The sequence below is a fragment of the Vogesella sp. AC12 genome, from assembly GCF_024437575.1.
Classification (GTDB): Bacteria; Pseudomonadota; Gammaproteobacteria; order Burkholderiales; family Chromobacteriaceae; genus Vogesella; species Vogesella indigofera.
Window position 1 is genome coordinate 587,595 of sequence record NZ_JANFNU010000001.1, and the last position, 18,484, is coordinate 606,078.

Below are 18,484 nucleotides of genomic sequence, written 5' to 3' on the forward strand. Positions count from 1 at the left end.
GCAGCACGAAACAGCGCCGGTGCGTGCCGGAAAATCTTGGCAAAACGCAGTGGCATCAATATAATCGCGGCCTGTTGTTGCCATCCGCAACACAAAGGAAGCGTGGCCGAGTGGTTTAAGGCAGCGGTCTTGAAAACCGCCGAAGGTGTGAGCCTTCCGTGAGTTCGAATCTCACCGCTTCCGCCATATTTAAAAAATAAAGCCCTGATTTTTCAGGGCTTTATTCTTTGCACACTCAGTCTGGTAGCCATATCTGGTCGCCATCTTGAAGCTTGTTGTTTTTTTGCCTAACTCAAATCATCCTGAGTGGCCTATGGTTGCTTCTGCGAAGCAACCAACTGGCGAGGCCTCTAGATCGCATCGGCATGCAATTACCTGGCATGACCAAGCTGCCGAGTCTTACGGAGCGTTGTGTGATCGGGAGTGGTGTTTTCGATTGCAAGGCCCACGAACCAACGCAATAGCAGGCTATCGGAACGCTGTTTGACCAGAAGCTGCTATTCACTACGGATGCTGTACCACACCCGCAGCGTCATGATCCGTATCAGCCTCTCTTGTGCATGCACAGTCACCTACCTTTGACATCGACCTCATTCACCCACCTTCGAGCATAGGGCTTCTTACTTGTTCAGGGGCTCATTGAACCTGCTGTGTTTCTGCCCCAGCGGAAGATACTACTCAAGGCCCCACCGCCAGTATCTGTCCCCGTATGCGCACTTCATCATCATGTATGTTGAATGCCAACATCCTCACTGGCAGGCATCCGAAAAACCAGTATTTCACCAGCCAGCTATGAACTAGGATTCCTCATTTAACTTTTCATTAGCTGAGTTGGAGATTTGTTCAATAGCCGCTGCTTTGCTATTTAATGCTTTCATGTAGATTTTTCTGGTGTATTCGAGATTTATTATTACTTCCAATGCCTGTGTTTCGCTGATAAGGTTTTCCTTGGCAATCGATTTTAACTTTTTTATGGTTTCTGTTTTTAGTGATAATCCTAACTGTTTTGTTTTTCCACTTTCTCTTCTTTGTTGCTGATTCCACCCCTTCTTGGCTGCAGCAAGTATTGCATCGCAGAATTTCGGAGAATTTCTGTGTTCAACAATTATGTTCTTAATGTGATTTTGTGGTTCTGCGATACTGATTTGAAATTCTTGGAATGTTCGTTTTAGAGAGTTTGCAATGTGATTTATTTTTTGTGATTCATGCTCTGCTGGTGTTTCTGTCCAATTAATGAGTTTTTCGACTTTTGCGTATTCTGCCAAAGTGATGCTTTTTACTTCTTCGCGTGAAGTGTCTGGCATTAAGCAAAGTAAATCAATTAGGCAGTCTATTTTCTCCTGAATGCTAATTCCTATGGCGTGAAATATATGGTCGCTCCATGGTCTTTTGGTTGTTTCTCTTGATTTGAAAGTGTGTCGCGATATTTTGTATGAATAAAACTTATCGTGCCATGTAGTTTCAATTAATTCGAAGTACCATTTTGATGCTATTGCCCATGAGTTTTCAGCGGAAACTGATATTTTGATTTTTTCAATCTCTTTTTTTGTCTTGATCTGATGTGTGTCGTATTCAATCGCTTTTGCAATTAGATCGATTGCTAGATTTTTATCAAAAGTAATGTTTGTATCCTGGTCCAAGGTGGGTGTAGTTAATTGCCCGTGTGCTTCTTTATCGCATATTGCCATGTGCATAAAAACGGCAATTAGGAAGCGCTTGTTTTTCTTTAATTCATTTATGATTTGAGAATTAAATGGCGATGACTGGTGTGCAGGTGCATCAGGGTTGTAAAAAGACATGTTCTCTGCCTCTAGAAGTAATAATGAATTAATATTGTAGTTGTAACGAATGCCAGTGAAGTAAATTTGATGCAATTCAGTTGCATTGTCGATGCTTTATTGTTGCCATACTGATGGCAAATTGTATATAGAATCTGCTGCTGCATTGGGTTTGGTTGTGCTTTTGGCATGTTTACAACAGGATGCTGCTATGCGGTTTCGTAGTGACTGTGGCATGGCGGATTGGGTGTGTGGTCGGTCATGGTTACAAAGCTTAGTCCGGGTCGGAACCAGGTGATGGGCCTGTGTCGGTGCATACATGCCGTATTGTGATGCGGGTAGGAGAGGGCGGTTCTATTAGAGTGAATAAAAAATCATATGGTTGCCCCATGATCTGGACCAACAGTAAGGATTCAGAATCATGAAAATCATCCGACTTAAAAATGTGATGGAAGTAACGGGTTTGGCAAGATCCACTATCTACAAGTACATTGCATTGGAGGCTTTCCCGAAACCCATCCCGCTGGGTGGACGGTGTGTGGGTTGGCTGGAATCTGAAGTGCAGGCTTGGATTGTGAGCAAAGTGAATTGTCGTGATGCATGATCAAAAATAAAGCCACAGCCAATCTCGGCTGTGGCTTTATGTCAGAGTTAATGGCTGTGGCTTATTCGCCAGATTGCTGTTGCAAATTTCTCACTTTTCCCCGTCGGCTAGCACATGTGGTTGGGGGGCTGGTTTCGGTATATGGTAGTATTATGGTTTTGTTGGTTATAGTAATTCATTAACCAATGGATCTATCTTAATCATCAAGAACAATAAACAATAAAACTAAGAAAGATAGAGAGAGTAGGAGGATAAGCACAGCACCGTAAGAGTGCTGGGCATGTAGTCTCTAGTAGATCAGAGAGGGCCGCAGAGCCCTCTCAGTATTCACCGAAATATAAACATGGCAGAGGTTTATTCTCATGCCAAGGTTAACAGGGTGAAGTAAAAAGTTACGCAACTGGTGGTGATTATGTATCACTACTAGGATCCTGAAATGAAACGCCATCCTCAAAATACTAAGCTGCATTACTGGGACCAACCTACTTATAACGACTGGCCGATTAACCTTAACCGTGGTCCATTGATTACAGAGTATCTCGATTCGCTTGCCGACGTAGTTGATACAGCCTTGCGTAACTATCCCCGTGTCTTCGCTTTCCGGGTTGATCTTCGGTTTCCTACTGATTTTTGTCTTGACTGTGAGGCATACACGAATGAGGTGCTGAAGGGCTTTGTGGGATCGCTGACCGCGCAGATCCGGCATAACCGGATGCTGGCAAAGCGTGTACGTGACACGGCGGCAGAGACTGTGGTGCGTTACGTGTGGGCACGTGAACAGGTAGACAGTGAGCATCCGCATTGGCATCTGGTCATCCTGCTGAACTGGGATGCTTATCGCTGTATCGGTCAGTATCGGTTGGGCAATGCCAACATGTACAACCGTGTGATCAAGGCGTGGGCGAGTGCGCTGCGGCGGGAAGTTGGCGAAGTGGCAGGGTTAGTGCATTTCCCTGCGAATGCTGCGTATCAGTTGCAGCGTGATGATGACGAGTCTATTGCCGAGTTCTTCTATCGGGCGAGTTATCTGTGCAAGGCGGCGACGAAGCACTATGGCGATGGCCAGCATGCCTTTGGTGCTAGCCGCCGGTAGTCCCGTGTGTAGGGAAGGACCACGGGTACGCCCTGTGAAAATAGACTACTCAAAAGAAGTCTGCCATGTGCCTCTTATTTCGGTTGCTAGTGGATTTGGCTGACCACTTAAGCGACGGAAACTGACATTCAGTTAGTTTTTGATGTCATCGCTGGTGCAGAACTCTCAAACTTGTACTGGTGCAGGATAGTTTCCGAGGCAGAAGCTTCTGATTTCTTTGAATTTTTTGACGGAATAATTTGCTCAGTTACAGTGCTCCGCACACCGCTTGTCGCAAGGGCATAGATGAGGACCGCACCCCCGAATGCCATGAAAAGCAATCCTGGTCCTGTTCCGGAAACCGCGAACTCACCGAGTGAACTCTTGGCGGCCAGCTTGGACACTCCCTTGGTGAGACCGGCCAGGTAAAGGCGATAGCCAAGATAGGCAAAGAACGCCCCAGCCATTACGATAACGACTCGCTCGACACCGGCGATGAATTCAAACATGTCGCGATCCTCCACTGTTGAGCTCTGTTAGTAGCGTAATGGGGTGCACTCCTAGCTAGTGTGACGGCTCTTCACTGGGAGTAAAGTCCTACATGTTTATCCAGTCGTGATCTTCAGACACCATGTCAGAACAGCCAGCCGATACCCCTGACATCGGCTATTCGTCTTAGCCACATAGCTCGGCTAGCTTGATGGGGTCGGTAACCCTTCGATGCCAAAGGGAGTGACGACCATCATGGCGGTTGCATGGCATATCCCTAGGCTGCACACTGTTCTCTTCTCTTTATAGAACTGTCTCTCCCGCACATCATGGAAGCTGAAGCTAGAAATCGCCTACTTAATGATATTGCCCAATCACTTCGAGATGATCGACCAATGGAGCCCATATCCGTCCGAGAGCTCATCGGTTGGTTCGATGCTCTTAGAAGAGGAACGAACGTGAATTGGGCCGTTCGACGTGAGCTCGAGCAAGCCGGCCTAATAACTGTTCCCGATTTCGAAGGCTCTCACATTGACGGCCGTGTTCAGCTCGCGCTCCCCAATCCACAGCAGGAGCCACAGGTGGATGCGGAGCCCGGCCAGGATGTCGCCGACCAACCTGCAGGTAAAGCTATGCAAGCTGTGGCCGAGTTTGTCGGTGGTGCGGGCGTGGAACCAGCATATCGAGTGAGCCGACTACTTGACCCTAGATTGCAGCTAGTCAGTATTGGTCCAGACGCCACGTTAGAAGAGGCCGCAACCTTGATGGTGCGCCACGATTATTCTCAGCTTCCAGTAATGACCAATGAGCGGGATGTTCGCGGGGTTGTTAGTTGGGCAAGTATTGGGCCAGCGATGACGTTAAGTCGACCGGAACCCCGCTTCGTTCGCGAATGTATGCGGCCTCAGGTCGAAGTTAAGACGACAGATTCGATTTTCCAAGTAATCAATCGAATAATCGAAAGCTCGTATGTATTGGTGCGCGATGAGCGGCGTGTAGTCGTTGGAATACTAACCACCACAGACCTTAGCCAACAGTTCCAAGACCTTGCTGAACCGTTCCTGCTTATCGGTGAAATTGAAAACCATATCCGAGCACTGATCGACGGTCGCTTCACTCAGCAGGAGCTAGAGGCCGTGCGCGATGAGAACGACCCCAAACGCGCAGTCAAATCTGTGGCTGACCTGACACTTGGAGAGCATATAAGGCTGATCCAGAATCGTGATAATTGGGCACGCTTGGAACTCCGAGCTGATCGTGGTGTTTTTGTGAAGGAGCTAGATGTGGTACGTCAACTTCGCAATGATGTCATGCACTTTGACTCTGATCGAATTACCGACGTAGAGAGGGACTCTCTCCGAAACTTTGTTCAGTTCCTCCACCAACTAAAGGCATACCAGCCTATTGCCGCTCTGGGTGTAGGTGTGGCGCTCCCAGAATAGGTAATGGGGGTTTCGTCGACAGGATTTATTAGACACTGTCGGTTGCTTGCCTCTGTGCTGTTGCCAGAACGAAAAATGACCGCTTCAATCCAAGAAGCGGTCATGGTCAAAAGGCCAGATTCGCAAGGAACTCACAATGCTGACCAAGGCTGACAGCCAATGACATTATTGAAAGATGATCCACTCACCCCGCTTGCCTTCTCCGTCAATGAAAATAAGGGGGTTTTTGCTGTTCTGCTAGGTTCTGGACTGTCGCGCACCGCGGGCATTCCAACCGGCTGGGAGATCACACTGGACCTAGTGCGCCGTGTGGCCGCGGCCCAAGGCGTCACGGCGCAGCCCGACTGGTCTGCGTGGTATCGGGGTCGGACGGGCCAGGAGCCGAATTACTCCGACTTGCTGGAAGAAATTGCTCATTCGCCGGATGAACGCAGGGCAATATTGCATCGCTACATCGAACCTGATGCGCAGGAGCGTGAAGACGGCCGAAAAATCCCGACCAAGGCCCATCAAGCGATAGCACAAATGGTCCGCTCCGGCCACATCCGGGTCATTGTCACGACCAATTTTGACCGCCTGATGGAAAATGCGCTCCGGGAGCAAGGCATCGAACCCACGGTGGTTGCTTCCGCAGATGCCTTGGCGGGAGCCGAACCACTGACTCACAGCCGCTGTTACCTGCTAAAGCTGCACGGTGATTACAAGGATGCCCGCATTCTGAACACCGACCAGGAATTGAGTGCTTACCCAGAAAGCTACAACAGGCTGCTGGACCGCATCTTGGATGAGCATGGTCTGATCATCAGCGGCTGGTCCGGCGAATGGGATCATGCACTGCGCGCCGCCTTTCTGCGTGCACCCAACAGACGCTATCCCGTGTATTGGGCAGCCCGGGGCGCATTGGGTGGCGGGGCCCAAGAGTTGGCTGCCCATCGTGCTGCCAAAACAATCCCGATTGCGGGGGCCGACGAATTCTTTCAAGCCTTGCAACAGCGGGTCGAAACGCTTGAACAAAGCCAACGCCAAAACCCGCAGAGCATCGACCTGCTGGTCAACAGCACCAAACGCTATTTGGCTAAACCGGAATACCGCATTCAACTGGACGAGCTGTTTGCACAGGAAACCGAACGCGTGATGGCACAGCTCGACGGCGATCAATTCCCGCCACATGGCTCTTGGGATCGGAATGAGTTCCGGTCGCGCGTACAGCGCTATGAGGCCCTGGCAGAACCTTTGGCACGCATGACTGGCGTGCTCGGCAGATGGGGAGATGGCCATGAGCTGCCTATGGTTCTGGACATTCTCAGAGGCCTGTATTTGCAGGCCGAGAAAGTTGGGAACGGCATGACCATTTGGTTGGGCCTGCGCTCCTATCCAGCTGTGTTGGTCTTCACCGCCTATGGGATCGGCCTGGCGCGCTCACAGCGCTGGCAGACATTGCATGCGCTACTGAGCGCAGCTTGGCCCCAGAAATACCGCGACTCCCAGAGGGTAGTATCCATGCTGTTTCTGGATGCATGGAAAGGGCCTGAAAGTAGAGTTTGGAAAGAATTAGAAGGGCTAGATCGGCGGAAAACAGCGCTCAGCGATCATCTGCTGGATGTCATGACAAACTGGCGCTCCAGCTTCACGGGCGTGTCGGCCGAGTTTGAATTGGTCTTCGAGCGATTCGAAATGCTCGCCACCCTGGTCTACCTGGAAGAAAACAGCGAGGAGGCCTTGGGGCAAGCCGCAGCGAGCCACCACAACATATTCGCGCGCATGCCAGTAGGGCGTCTTGCCTGGCATGAAACATCGGCCACACTCTTGATTCAGGAGCTTCAAACAGAAGCGACCATCACCGCCTTGCTGCAGGCCGGCTTCGCACGAAACAGCCGGCGCTTTCTGGAGCTTTTCATTGAGAATTTCAAACGCTATGCCAACGAGATGGCGTGGCGATAGTGTGCGCAACAGTCAGCTGAACCAGGTATGTCTGAAGGGAAAGAACGTTTGATCGAAAAAGAAAACATCGTCAGGTATTGGCATGCGGTGGAGTTGCTTCAACCCCAGTCGGCCCCCAAGCTGGAAAAACGCAGCACCCCATATGGTGCCTACCTGCACGATACACCGATCCAGAAACCCATTCTGCCTTGGGAGAACGGGAGTCCAGTTGGTCAACAGGTATTGCCCAAAAACCGCATTTGGAGCCACACGCTCTACGCCCACTTGTATGACAGCAGACTGGTCGCGGATGTGCTCAAAGAGAACTATGGAGACGATCAGGGTTATAAAGAACCACAATCGCAAGTGTCCGCGGTATTCGCCGCAAAATTCACCATGGCCGGCCACATGGTCGAGAACAGTTTCGTGCTTTCCAGCGAGGCGTGGTTTCTGGGGAGAGTGCTGACCGGGCAAGATTGGACCCAGGGATTCGAGGACGATCAAAAAACCGCTGCCGAGCATGCGGTATCACGGCTTGCCGGCCTAGTATCGGGTGATGTCCTGTCCGCGCTGAACGCATGGGTTCTCCAATTCCTCGGCGTGGCTGAGTTCTTTGCCGGTGTGCGCCGCCCGCAGTTTCGCTTCCGTTCCCAGCCGATCAATCCAAAAAAACCGGTAGCGGAAAATGATCCGCTCAACAGCTTTCTGCTGGACGATCTGGTCCATGTTGCCGATAGCGTCCGCCGAGGGGTGATCAGCCAGCCGCTAGACCAATACCTTTCCCGGCATGATTCTCAGGCACGGCTGCATGTTGACGATGACAGGGTCTCCTGGTCGCTGATTGAGCGGCTGATGCCCGATGCCTACGCCAACAGCTGTTGGCCCACTGAGCGACATTTGGGGCTGGTGCACTCTCAGCAACTGGCCGTCAACACAATCTTGTCCAGCCTCTCCGATGGCCAAGGCCTACTGGGCGTCAATGGCCCGCCAGGCACAGGAAAGACGACGCTGCTACGCGACTTGATTGCCGCCATCATCACCAGTCGGGCCGATGTGCTAGCCCGCTTGCCCCGTGCATCAGACGGATTTGTCAGCGATGGGCGTGAAATGGCCAATGATGGCGGCAGGCAATTGACCAGCTTCAAGCTCAACCCGGTGCTGTACGGCTTCGAGATTGTGGTGGCTTCCTCCAATAATGGTGCCGTGGAGAATGTTACCCTCGAGTTGCCACAGCGTGACAAGATCGATGAGAGTTGGTTACCCGACGCCGAATATTTTGCTGAACTGGGGGCGCTGGTCTCCGGCCATCCCGCCTGGGGACTGATTTCCGGTGCACTGGGTAGCAAAACCCGACGCACCCAGTTCGTAAGTCGCTATTTCTATGGTCAGCGCCCTTTCCCTAACAAGGACGAGGAGGCTGAGGATGGAGAAGGCACTGATGACGAATCGGGCGAGGACATTGAGAACCTGGTAGAGGCGCAGTCTGCCGATCTTACCGGGGAGCAGGACGATGGTAGCCGTCATGATGTGGACACTCCGGTGCGGCCTGATGAGGCGCTAAAACCACAAGGGTTCGCCGATTGGCTCGACACGTATATCGAGCGCAACAAAACACTGTCATCGTCAGAACGCCAAGCCTTGTGGCGGCAAGCGGTTTCCGAGTATGAAGCCGTCAAGGCAGAGGCAGATCGGGTTAGCGCAGATGCTCGGCGTATCCGCGCACTGATCAAGTCGATCAGCGAAATCAGAGCAAAGCTGGCTGAGCAAACCCAGGCAGTTGGCAGCTACGAACAAGCACTGAGCGCGACGGAAACCGAGCTTGCACACCTGGATGCGATGGAAAGCCGCTCCGTTCATGCGGAGCTCAAACAATGTCTGCAGGTGCTCGAACAGCACCAAGCCGACAAGCCTGGTTTCTGGCGAAACCTGATCAGCCTGTGGGGGACGCAGCGCAGCTGGGACGCCCGGCAGGCGTTGCTGGAAGGCCAGCGGGCGCTGGCCTCTGCCGAGTTCTCCCGGCTTGCACGCCAGATCAAGCAACTAGAGACATCAAAAGAGCGCTTGGAAAAGCAGGTCGACGAAGCGCGCCAGACACTGACACGACTGCAGCAACAGGTCCAAAAGCCGACTCAGGACGCCACCCGGCTGGCAACAGTCAACCAAGCCGAACACCTGCTCTCTTGGTTGCAAACGGGCAGCATAGCTCGTGGCAAGGCCATCGAATTGGCCGAGCCCTGGCGTATAGAAGGTTGGCGGCAGGCACGTGCACGTGTGTTTATCCAGGCACTCAAGCTCCACCGGACGTTTTTCGAATTGGAGGCAGCACGGATAAACGCTAATCTAAAACTGATTAACAGCCTATTGACGGGCCCACGCTTTCAAGGCCTTTCGCGCGACGCTATCCGTTCGGCCTGGGCTTCGCTGTTCATGGTGGTTCCGGTCTTGAGCAGTACCTTCGCCTCCTTTGCCCGGTCATTCGGTTCACTGGGAGCCGGTGAAGTCGGCTGGCTACTGGTAGACGAAGCTGGTCAGGCGCCCCCCCAGGCGGCAGTTGGGGCCTTATGGCGCGCTCGACGTGCCTTGCTAGTTGGCGACCCTCTCCAGCTCAAACCTATCGTCAAGGTGTCCGATGCGGTGTTGGAGCACATGCGTACACATTACCATATCGATGCGCATTGGCTTCCCAATCGGCAGTCCGCGCAGAAGCTGGCTGATGAAGTCACCCCATGGGGGCGCATGGCCGGACCCACCGGGAGCAAGACTTGGGTTGGACTGCCGCTGCTGGTCCATCGCCGCTGCGACAGGCCGATGTATGAGCTCGCCAATCGTATTGCCTATGACGGGGTGATGGTGTACGGCACCATGGCACCGCGTGCCGGCAAGGAAACACCGGCCAGTTTGCTGACTGGCTGGCTAAATACCCGTGGTCCATCCGAGGGAAACTGGATACCTGCCGAAGGTGTAGTTCTGCGAGAACTGCTGGCACGCTTGCTCGAGGATGGCGTGGAGGCCAAGGACATTGCCGTCATCACTCCCTTTACTGCCGTTCGGGACCATCTCAGGCGGATCGTAAAAAAGAAGATGGTGTACGGCACCATCCATACCATGCAGGGCAAGGAGGCTGCGGTTGTCATCATGGTGTTGGGGGGGAATACGGACGATCCTAAGGCTCGCATTTGGGCGGTATCGGAACCGAATCTCCTGAATGTGGCCGTGACACGGGCCAAGCGGCGCTTCTATGTGATCGGAGATCGCAGCGACTGGCAGGAGCGAGCTCTATTCTGCGACGTCATGGATCTGCTGCCACCCCAAAAAATACCTGCAATCGAACAGAAGCAGGTGTTGCTGCTCCAATAACTGTAAAACGGCGTGCAAGCTGTGTAGGGCTTCCTGAGTGATTAGCATCCAATTTTGACCGCCTAGGGTGTCCGGATGTTTGTGTAAACTAGGCTTTCTACAGGGGTGAAGACGAATGTTATTCTGAATCTTAGGACAGATAATTTTGTCGAGCTGAATGGTCTCTCGTTTACTAGATACTTTTATGGCTGCTTTCAATATGAGAGTAGCCATCTTTGATTTGGTATACGAAGGACCGCTATGACTGATTACCTACCAAGTAGGTAACAAATGGTTACTGACATCTGATTCCATAAAATTCCAGCCACATATCACTCTCTTGAAGCAAGTCGCGATCTGAACTGATGGCGGTAATTAACTCTAGCCCCGGCACCGCCCGGGGCTTTTTCATGGAGAAGGTGATATGTCGCATCTTGTTGAAGCCATGGCCTTTGTTGGTGCCACCCCGTGGCATGGTTTGGGTAATCCATTGTCGCCGCAGCAACCTGAGTCCGTCTGGTTGGCCGAGGCCGGCATGAACTGGACCATCGAGCAGAGTGACGTGTTGTTCAACGTCGCCGCCGATGGCATGCACATCCGGCCGTACAGCGACGCCAAGGTACTGTACCGCTCCGATACCCTGGCGCCGTTGTCGGTGGTATCGCCGCGTTACAAGGTGGTGCAGCCGCACGAGGTGCTGCACTTCTATAACGACCTGGTCCATGCCGGTGGTTTCGAGCTGGAAACGGCGGGGGTCCTGAAGGGCGGGCGCAAACTGTGGGCGCTGGCACGGACCGGCCAGGAAACACTGCTCAAGGGCGGCGACCGGGTCAAAGCCTATCTGCTGTTGGCCACCAGCTGTGACGGCACGCTGTGCACCACTGCGCAGTTCACCTCGGTGCGCGTGGTATGCAACAACACGCTGCAGATGGCAGTGGGGGAAAGCCGGGGCGCGGTGAAGGTGCCGCACTCGACGGTGTTTGACCCACAGGCGGTGAAAGAGTCGCTGGGCCTTGGCTTGTCGGCGTGGGACAGCTTCATTGGCAACCTGAAGCAGCTTAGCCGTCGGCCGGTGTCGTCGGAGGAGATGCGCCAGTATTTCAGTGATGTGCTGGCGGAGCCGTTGCTGGAGGACGAGGACAGCCAGACCTCCTCCAGGGCGATGCAGCAACTCACCGCCTTGTACAGTGGGGCCGGCATGGGGGCGTTGTTGAACAGTTCCCGGGGGACGGCTTGGGGGCTGCTCAATGCGGTGACCGAGTATGTCGATCATCGTCGCCGCGCCCGTAGCCAGGACTATCGCCTCGACTCGGCCTGGTTCGGCCAGGGGGCGCAGCTGAAAGACCAAGCGCTGCAGCGCGCGCTGGCACTACTGGACTGAGCCATGGCCAGCGAACTGGACATTGCGCGGGCTGCCACCGGATTGGCGATGGGACTACGTGACTTCTGCCGCTGGAGCGATGCCACGCTGCCCTACGATGGCCAGGAGCAGCCGGTCACCTTGTTGTCGTTATGGGGCCAGGGGGCGTGGGAACTGCAGGCCGAGCTGGCGCAGTACGCGCCGCTGGTGGTGCAACTGGAAGCCGAGCTGTGGGCGGTGCTGCAGGAGGGTTTTCCGGGGATGTGGCACTACGAGGTGGTGGAGCTGCTGGGCTGGGCTATCACCGACTGGATCGCCCACCATGACGGGGTACCGCCAAGCCGGGCGTGGGTGAGGGCGACCCTGCTGCAATTGGCCGGCCAGTTCTTCTCTCGTGCACCACCGGAGGACTGGCCCGCGTTGCGCGCGGTGTTGCTGCGCTACTCTGCGGATCTCCCCACGGTGCTGCTGCCGGCCTGAATCCCGTTGGCCGCACGCTGGTGTGGCTTACTGCCGTTCCTCTCCCGGACTGCCTTCACCGTTGTTTCCCCTCTTGTTGTCTTGCTGGTCGTGCCTTTGCTGCCGTGTTGTGGTTGCCGACTTTTCCTTTTCTTGTACGCCCGGCCGGGGGGGCCCCGCCGGGCGTTATGCCGTTATGGAGGTTCATCATGCGTGAACGTTACGGCCAGGCGCTGCGCCTGGCATCCACTTTGGAACTGTCCCGCCAGCAGTGGCTGGCGCTACGGGGGCTGGGTATCGGCTCCTCCGATGCCGCGTCGGCGGTGGGCTTGTCACCGTACAAGAGTGCACTGAGCTTGTGGCTGGAGAAAACTGGCCGTCGTGAGCCGGAAGACCTGTCTGAGAAACAGGCGGTGCTGTGGGGCACAGTACTGGAACCGGTGCTGGCCAACGTCTATGCCGAACAGACCGGGCGCCGGGTGCGACGTGTCAACGCGGTGCTGCAACATGCCGAGCACAGCCACATGCTGGCCAACCTGGACCGTGCGGTGCGTTGTCCAAAACTGGGGCAGGGCATCCTAGAGATCAAGACCGCCAGCTATCACAGTGCGCCGCAGTGGGAAGAGGGTATCCCCGTTGCCTACCAGTGCCAGGTACTGCACCAACTCGCCGTCACCGGCCTCAACTGGGCCGATGTGGCGGTGCTGATCGGCGGGCAGGACTTCCGCATCTACCGGGTCGAACGCGATGACGACAAAATCCGCGACCTGATCGAGCGGGAACAGGACTTCTGGGCACTGGTGCGCTTCGATCAACCGCCGCCACCGGATGGTTCCGAGGATGCCGGCCAGGCACTGAACTGGTTGTTCCCGCGCGACAACGGCACCACCCTCGACCTGTCCGATTCCACCGACGGCAATCGCCTGTTCCATACCCTGCTGGCGTTGCGGGAACGCCGGGAAGCACTGGAGCAGCAAGAGGCGCAAGCCAAGCAGCAGCTGCAGACGGTGCTGGGTGAGGCCACCGGTGCCGTGTTCGCTGCCGGCCGCATCAGCTGGAAGAAACCCAAGGACCGCGAACAGACGGATCTGGAACGGTTGACTGCCGACCATCCCGACTTGCTGCAGCAGTACCGCAAGCCGGTCAGCGGCAGCCGCCGCTTTGTCATTCACACCGAAAGGAAATCAGCATGATCAAGGGACTCGCCATCACCCCGCCCGTGATCGGGCGCATCAGCATTGGCAAGCTGGTGCAGAAGGACCACAAGTGGCTGCCGGAGAAGGACGACAGCTTTACCCTCACCACTCAGGTGCAGAACCGCGACGGTTGGTTACTGCATCCGCTGCACCAACCTTTGGTTGACCAGGCCAGCAACGGCAAGATCCGCGCCATTCCCGTCCGCCTGCTGTTCAACAGCAGCGAACTGAACCTGCGTGCCGAATACAGTGCTTTCGACCGCAGTAATGGTCGGCCGCTGTGTGTCGGTAACGGTGAAACCGCACGCCGAAGCAGTAAGGAAGGACTGGAAGAGGTGAGCTGTGCCGGACCGGATCGTTGCCCGTTTGGCCAGAGTGTCGGCTGCAAGCTGTACGGCCGCCTCAACGTGCAGGTGGATGGGCAGCAGGATGCACTGGGCACCTTCATCTTCCGCACCACCGGCTACAACTCGGTGCGCACCCTGGCCGCCCGGCTGAAGTACTTCGAAGCGCTCAGCGGCGGGCTGACCCACTACCTGCCATTGCTGTTACGCCTACGTGCCAAGACTACCACCCAGTCCTACCGCACCCCGGTGTACTTCGTCGACCTGACACTGCGCGACGGCGATGATCTCGCCAAAGTGGTGGCGCAGGCCAAAGTGGAAGCAGAACAGGCGCTGGAGGCGGGCATCGATACCATGCAACTGGAAACCGTGGCCAAACAGCTGCTGCAGAACGGTCAGTTTGAAGACACCGAGGAGGAGGTGCCGCAACTGCTGGAAGAGTTTTATCCGGACACGGAGACAGCAGGCGAGGGCGGTAAGTCGGCTACCCCCACGCGAACTACCCGGCTGACGCGGCAGCTGGGGAAAGCCAATCAAGCTTAGAAAACAGAACGGCGTGTTCAGCAGTATCCGTTTGAAGAAACCGGCGGTCGTCACTATGTTGAAGTGATGTCTGGTGTCTCCTCACGCTCCTGACGCTAGCTGCTGGTTTGTCATGCTGGCTGGCCCTCGCTGTCCCCTGCGGCGAGGGCTTTCTTTTGTCTACGACTTACGGCTGTCCAGTCGTGTCGTCAGCTTTTCCACCACCTCGATCACCAAGGTACGGTCGTGCTCGCTTAAGTTCGCCAGCAGTCGGCTCAGGTGCTGTGCCTGATCGTTGATGCGGGGACTGACTTCTGCCAGGAGTTCTGCCACGTCGCAATTCAGCAGGTCGGCCAGTTCGACCAAGCGGCCCACAGTCGGCATCACCACGCCGCGCTCCAGACGCGACACGGCTTCAGAGCCAATCCCCAGCTGTTCCGCCAGTTGCTCCTGTGTCAGTTCCCGCGCCAGGCGCAGGCGGGCAATCGCCTTGCCGATCACCTTGGCCAGGGCTTTCTCATCTACATGCGGCATCGTTCTCTCCATGTCCACTTGGATGGTGGATTGCCAACCGATTGACATGAAGGACTTATAGGGTTGAAACTCATCCTAAATAGTTGTTATTGATTCATTGAGTATGACGGCCGCCAGTCTGGACTGATGGGCCGCCAATGTTGATATGAGGTCTTCCGCAGCGAGTGACTGACGGGATCCTTCACGAAAAGGGAGTGTGTTATGAAAAAAGTATGTGTCGTGGCCGCCTTGGGCCTGTTCGTTGCCGCTAACGCCCAGGCCGGTAGTGGAGTAGGTGCCTGCCTGTCGCCAAAGAGCAAGGTGGCAAGCGACGGCAGACTGCAGTTCCAAAAACCGGTCTACCTCTATGCTGCACCGGATCGCCAGGCGAATAAGCAACTGCTGACATTGTTCTCGTCGCTCACCGTCACCGCGGTGGCAAAAGGAGGCTGGGTGCGTTTGGCGACGGTGCCCGACTATGCGCAAGCCGATCCGAATGCCACGGCGGGCAAGGTCGTTGGCTGGGCATTGGCGAGCGACTTCTCCGCCCAGGCGCCGCGCAACTGCGCCTGATGTACTTACCGCTGCGATGGACTGTCCCGTCGCCGGCTCATGCCCGCAGTGCCGTGCAATGAATCGCATGACCGTTGGTTTCTTGTGCGGCCAGTAACTCCTAGCGGAGCGTTGCCGCCCCGCCTTTCATCGTCTGAGGTATTCACATGCAAGCACGTACCCTCAAGTCGCTGCTGATTTGCTTGGGCATTTTTGTGGTCTTGACCGGCATGGCCGTGTTTTCAAGCCAGATCTATCTTGGCTTCTTCGGCTATCTCGCCATGCTGATCATTGGCACGCTCACCACTACCATTGGGGTCGTCATCGGGGATGGCGTTCGCCGTCTCGCCAAACCGGATCTGGTGTTTGCTGCCGATGGGGTTGATCTGCTGCGCAAGAAGGTGTTCTGGCTAGTCGGCCCGCAGGCGATTGGCTGGTTCGTTGGTTACATCGCCTTCAAGGGCGTGATGGGCAAGCTGGGCTTTTATCTCTAAGCCGCCGGATAACCAGTAGAAAGCCATGCCATGAACAAGACCATGCTGCTGGGGCTAGCAGTGATCCTTACGGCGTGCTCTGGCGCCGAGTATAGCGATGAGACCAAGAACGGCTTCCTGCGCAGTTGTACCGCCAGTGGCCGTAGTACCCCATTGTTCTGTAGCTGTGCGTTGGATGAGCTGCAGAAGGAATACAACGAGCAGGAATTCCTTGCGATGGATAACGAAATGAAAGCGACACAACGGTTGCCGGAGCGATTGCTGCAAAGCATGGTTCCCATCAACCAGAAGTGCAAAAAATCGTAACGACCACTTATTCCCGACCCCCACGCCACCTGTACGCAGGTGGCGTTTTTTATGCCGGCTTGCCGGTGGAAGGAAACCCATGCATCAACCTAAACCTAACCATACCGTCCTGCCGGCGCAGCTACCCGATGAACTGATCCAGCTGCTGCAAGGTGCAGGTATCCGTCTGACGCTGGACGAACTGCAGCAGCTGCGCGACCGTCTTCATGCAGTAGTCAACTACCACGCTACCATTGGCGTGATGGGCAAGACTGGTGCCGGCAAGTCCAGCTTGTGCAATGCGCTGTTTGGCCGCGAGGTGGCCGAAGTCAGTGCGATAGAAGCCTGCACCCGCAGCCCGCAGGAAATCGACTGGTCGATGCAGCAGGGCAACGGCCTGTCCTTGATCGACATGCCCGGGGTCGGAGAGAGCGGAAGCCGTCACGACGAATACACCGCCTTGTATCGCCGCCTACTGCCGGAGCTGGACCTGGTGCTGTGGGTGATCAAAGGGGATGACCGGGCACTGAGCATCGACGAACAGTTCTACCAGCAGGTGCTGCTACCGGAACTGTGGGACAGCGCCATCCCAGTGGTGATGGTGGTCAGCCAGGTAGACAAGATCGAACCGTGCCGCGAATGGGACTGGGTGAAAAACCGGCCCGGACCGTTTCAGCACCGGAACATCGATGCCAAGGTCGAGCAGGTCTGCCGCGTGTTTAAACTGCCACGCAGTCAGGTCTGTGCCATCGCCGCAGAGGAGGGCTATGGTCTGGTCGAGTTGGTAGAGAAGATCGTCACCATCCTGCCCAACGAAAAAAAGTGGAGCTTTACCCGCGAGGCCCGGCAGGAAACGGTGTCGGAGTTTGCGTGGCGTTCTTCCAGCCAGGGACTATGGGACACCCTGACCTCGGCCGTGAAGGTGATTATCAAGGAAGGCTGGGACTACCTCAGCAGCAAGCTGTCCGCCTTGGCGGGCAGGCTGTTTAGCTGGTGGTAGGGCATAAAACATCCCGGGGGTGGTCGGGATGTTTTTTTTGAGATCAGGCTGATTTTCGGCCATAGCAGTCCTTCGCACACTAGGTACTTTTTTGGCTGATAACATATAGACCCCCCCCAAAAAAGTACCTAGTAGAAGAGGGACAAATCACATCGTGGCTTTACTGTCATGGTCTGTCGTGAGGCTCGTCCGGTCATTTGGTGCATTCGCCCCCTCAGAACCAAGCTCGTTGAGGTACTTGCCATTGCGAGAAGGTAAGAATCGATTCAAACCAATCCAAACGTTTTCCTCAGACCCTTCTCGACCGGACCTGCGGGCATGAAGCGGCGCAACCTGGCCAGAAGAGAAGCCTCGCCTTTCGGGGTATGGCGCATCTTCCAGGTGCCCAAGGCAGCATCGACAATCGTGGCGGCGACGCCGTCGGGATCGGGCGCTTTCTGGACATTGTTCTGGATCGCCTGGGTCACGACGCCGAGTTCAGCGTCGTAGTCGGGGATCCTGGACGCGGTCTGCGGCGCGTTGAGGTCGAGATTGGTTTTGGTAAAGGAGGGCTCGACCAGCGCTACGCGAATGCCGAACTGGCGTACCTCGTGATCCAGAGTCTCGGACAGCCCTTCAACAGCATGCTTGGACGCCGAATAGAGTGCCATATATGGCGCAGGCAGGAACCCCAGCACCGAGCTGACGTTAACGATGCGGCCGGAACGCTGCGCGCGCATATACGGCAGCACGGCCTTGGTCGTACGCAAGAGGCCAAATAGATTAGTGTCGAACAGCGTTTGGGCTTCGACAATCGACGTTTCTTCCATCGCACCGAGCAGGGTCACACCCGCACTGTTGACCAGCACATCGATGCGTTTGGCTTGATCGATGACGATCTGGATGCCCCGTTGAATTGATGCGTCGTCACGGATATCCATCTCGATGAGGGCAACGCCGGGTATGGCTTGCGCTTTGGCCGTATTGCGCACCGTGCCGAATACGCGGCAGCCACGCTGGGAGAACTGTTCTGCGGTGGCACGACCGATACCGGAAGACACGCCGGTGATAACAACAACTGTCTGATTTTTCATGGAATTTACTTTTCGACAGAGAGAGACAGGCATTGTGTGAATCGG

At 55.3% G+C, this 18,484-nt stretch carries 18 protein-coding genes and 1 tRNA gene; 14 read left to right on the forward strand and 5 right to left on the reverse strand.

Going from position 1 to position 18,484, the window contains the following annotated elements; translation table 11 throughout:
- Nucleotides 1–96 precede the first annotated feature (96 nt).
- Nucleotides 97–186: transfer RNA gene (locus NOM55_RS02960), tRNA-Ser, on the forward strand.
- Nucleotides 187–371: 185 nt separating this feature from the next.
- Here NOM55_RS02960 and NOM55_RS17410 read toward each other — a convergent pair.
- Both NOM55_RS17410 and NOM55_RS02970 read right to left on the reverse strand, forming a co-directional pair.
- Nucleotides 372–491, reverse strand: coding sequence for a transposase (locus tag NOM55_RS17410; protein WP_370687857.1), 120 nt, complete (start codon nucleotides 489–491; stop codon nucleotides 372–374).
- Between the two features lie 306 nt (nucleotides 492–797).
- Nucleotides 798–1,799, reverse strand: coding sequence for a hypothetical protein (locus NOM55_RS02970; protein WP_255907414.1), 1,002 nt, complete (start codon nucleotides 1,797–1,799; stop codon nucleotides 798–800).
- A gap of 400 nt (nucleotides 1,800–2,199) precedes the next feature.
- On the opposite strand from NOM55_RS02970, the gene NOM55_RS02975 reads away from it, so the two are divergent.
- The gene (locus tag NOM55_RS02975; protein WP_255907415.1) at nucleotides 2,200–2,382 is read left to right on the forward strand and encodes an AlpA family transcriptional regulator; all 183 of its coding nucleotides are present in this window, start codon (nucleotides 2,200–2,202) and stop codon (nucleotides 2,380–2,382) included.
- A gap of 436 nt (nucleotides 2,383–2,818) precedes the next feature.
- Nucleotides 2,819–3,475: an inovirus Gp2 family protein gene (locus NOM55_RS02980; protein WP_255907416.1), complete on the forward strand. Its 657-nt coding sequence runs from the start codon at nucleotides 2,819–2,821 to the stop codon at nucleotides 3,473–3,475.
- A gap of 128 nt (nucleotides 3,476–3,603) precedes the next feature.
- On the opposite strand, the gene NOM55_RS02985 is transcribed toward NOM55_RS02980, so the two are convergent.
- Nucleotides 3,604–3,963 carry a hypothetical protein gene (locus tag NOM55_RS02985; RefSeq protein ID WP_255907417.1) on the reverse strand — a complete coding sequence of 120 codons (360 nt, stop codon included), beginning with the start codon at nucleotides 3,961–3,963 and terminating at the stop codon, nucleotides 3,604–3,606.
- Between the two features lie 309 nt (nucleotides 3,964–4,272).
- On the opposite strand from NOM55_RS02985, the gene NOM55_RS02990 reads away from it, so the two are divergent.
- The 7 genes from NOM55_RS02990 (at nucleotide 4,273) to NOM55_RS03020 (ending at nucleotide 14,543) form a co-directional block, all read left to right on the forward strand.
- Nucleotides 4,273–5,385, forward strand: a complete 1,113-nt coding sequence (locus NOM55_RS02990) for an HPP family protein (RefSeq protein ID WP_255907418.1) — start codon at nucleotides 4,273–4,275, stop codon at nucleotides 5,383–5,385.
- Nucleotides 5,386–5,544: 159 nt separating this feature from the next.
- Complete coding sequence (locus NOM55_RS02995) at nucleotides 5,545–7,326, forward strand: SIR2 family protein (protein ID WP_255907419.1); 1,782 nt, start codon at nucleotides 5,545–5,547, stop codon at nucleotides 7,324–7,326.
- 27 nt (nucleotides 7,327–7,353) lie between these two features.
- The gene (locus NOM55_RS03000; protein ID WP_255907420.1) at nucleotides 7,354–10,662 is read left to right on the forward strand and encodes an AAA domain-containing protein; all 3,309 of its coding nucleotides are present in this window, start codon (nucleotides 7,354–7,356) and stop codon (nucleotides 10,660–10,662) included.
- Between the two features lie 403 nt (nucleotides 10,663–11,065).
- Nucleotides 11,066–12,022: a DUF932 domain-containing protein gene (locus tag NOM55_RS03005; protein ID WP_255907421.1), complete on the forward strand. Its 957-nt coding sequence runs from the start codon at nucleotides 11,066–11,068 to the stop codon at nucleotides 12,020–12,022.
- A gap of 3 nt (nucleotides 12,023–12,025) precedes the next feature.
- Nucleotides 12,026–12,481: a hypothetical protein gene (locus tag NOM55_RS03010; protein ID WP_255907422.1), complete on the forward strand. Its 456-nt coding sequence runs from the start codon at nucleotides 12,026–12,028 to the stop codon at nucleotides 12,479–12,481.
- Nucleotides 12,482–12,669: 188 nt separating this feature from the next.
- Entirely contained in the window at nucleotides 12,670–13,653 is a 984-nt protein-coding gene (locus NOM55_RS03015) for a YqaJ viral recombinase family protein (RefSeq protein ID WP_120809535.1), read from the forward strand.
- Nucleotides 13,650–14,543 carry a hypothetical protein gene (locus NOM55_RS03020; RefSeq protein WP_255907423.1) on the forward strand — a complete coding sequence of 298 codons (894 nt, stop codon included), beginning with the start codon at nucleotides 13,650–13,652 and terminating at the stop codon, nucleotides 14,541–14,543. Before NOM55_RS03015 ends, NOM55_RS03020 begins: the two co-directional genes overlap by 4 nt.
- Before the next feature lie 159 nt (nucleotides 14,544–14,702).
- On the opposite strand, the gene NOM55_RS03025 is transcribed toward NOM55_RS03020, so the two are convergent.
- Nucleotides 14,703–15,056: a helix-turn-helix domain-containing protein gene (locus NOM55_RS03025; protein ID WP_255907424.1), complete on the reverse strand. Its 354-nt coding sequence runs from the start codon at nucleotides 15,054–15,056 to the stop codon at nucleotides 14,703–14,705.
- 201 nt (nucleotides 15,057–15,257) lie between these two features.
- Between NOM55_RS03025 and NOM55_RS03030 the strand changes: the two genes are divergently transcribed.
- The 4 genes from NOM55_RS03030 (at nucleotide 15,258) to NOM55_RS03045 (ending at nucleotide 17,366) form a co-directional block, all read left to right on the forward strand.
- Nucleotides 15,258–15,608, forward strand: a complete 351-nt coding sequence (locus NOM55_RS03030) for a hypothetical protein (RefSeq protein ID WP_255907425.1) — start codon at nucleotides 15,258–15,260, stop codon at nucleotides 15,606–15,608.
- A gap of 146 nt (nucleotides 15,609–15,754) precedes the next feature.
- Complete coding sequence (locus NOM55_RS03035) at nucleotides 15,755–16,081, forward strand: hypothetical protein (protein ID WP_255907426.1); 327 nt, start codon at nucleotides 15,755–15,757, stop codon at nucleotides 16,079–16,081.
- Nucleotides 16,082–16,111: 30 nt separating this feature from the next.
- The gene (locus NOM55_RS03040; RefSeq protein WP_255907427.1) at nucleotides 16,112–16,387 is read left to right on the forward strand and encodes a hypothetical protein; all 276 of its coding nucleotides are present in this window, start codon (nucleotides 16,112–16,114) and stop codon (nucleotides 16,385–16,387) included.
- Nucleotides 16,388–16,466: 79 nt separating this feature from the next.
- Complete coding sequence (locus NOM55_RS03045; protein ID WP_255907428.1) at nucleotides 16,467–17,366, forward strand: GTPase family protein; 900 nt, start codon at nucleotides 16,467–16,469, stop codon at nucleotides 17,364–17,366.
- Nucleotides 17,367–17,632: 266 nt separating this feature from the next.
- On the opposite strand, the gene NOM55_RS03050 is transcribed toward NOM55_RS03045, so the two are convergent.
- Nucleotides 17,633–18,439: an oxidoreductase gene (locus tag NOM55_RS03050; RefSeq protein WP_255907429.1), complete on the reverse strand. Its 807-nt coding sequence runs from the start codon at nucleotides 18,437–18,439 to the stop codon at nucleotides 17,633–17,635.
- Nucleotides 18,440–18,484 lie beyond the last annotated feature (45 nt).